Source organism: Pectobacterium betavasculorum, from assembly GCF_000749845.1.
In the GTDB taxonomy this organism is placed as follows: Bacteria; Pseudomonadota; Gammaproteobacteria; order Enterobacterales; family Enterobacteriaceae; genus Pectobacterium; species Pectobacterium betavasculorum.
Genome location: NZ_JQHM01000056.1, coordinates 1 through 563, shown reverse-complemented (window position 1 = coordinate 563; position 563 = coordinate 1). Strand labels below are relative to the sequence as shown.

Annotated in this window: 2 tRNA genes and 1 rRNA gene; all 3 read left to right on the top strand. The window is 49.2% G+C overall.

Features of this window, described 5'->3' with window-relative positions:
* Window positions 1-109: ribosomal RNA gene (locus KP22_RS21065) — 16S ribosomal RNA — on the top strand; the annotation flags it as partial.
* A gap of 73 nt (window positions 110-182) precedes the next feature.
* A tRNA-Ile gene (locus KP22_RS21060) sits at window positions 183-259 on the top strand.
* A 42-nt stretch (window positions 260-301) separates the two neighbouring features.
* Window positions 302-377, top strand: a tRNA-Ala gene (locus tag KP22_RS21055).
* The last annotated feature ends 186 nt before the right edge of the window (window positions 378-563 follow it).

Here is a 563-nt window from a genome sequence, read left to right as displayed (position 1 = left end):
AGTAGGTAGCTTAACCTTCGGGAGGGCGCTTACCACTTTGTGATTCATGACTGGGGTGAAGTCGTAACAAGGTAACCGTAGGGGAACCTGCGGTTGGATCACCTCCTTACCAAAAAGATGTGTGTTGCGTGAAGTGCTCACACAGATTGTCTGATGAAAATAACGAGCAGAAATACCTTAATAGGCTTGTAGCTCAGGTGGTTAGAGCGCACCCCTGATAAGGGTGAGGTCGGTGGTTCAAGTCCACTCAGGCCTACCAACTCTTCCATGAGTGGTATCTAAGGTAACTGTAAGTAGAGACGGGGTTATAGCTCAGCTGGGAGAGCGCCTGCCTTGCACGCAGGAGGTCTGCGGTTCGATCCCGCATAGCTCCACCATCACTACTCGGTATGATAAAAAACATCAGAGTGTACCTGCTTGGGTGCACTGCGATGTTTTGCTCTTTAACAATCTGGAACAAGCTGAAAATTGAAACATGACAGCTGAACATGCAGGACTGCCTTCGGGTGGGTCGTGATGCATCAGTCTGTCAATGAGTCTCTCAAATAATCGCAGCACGAGGA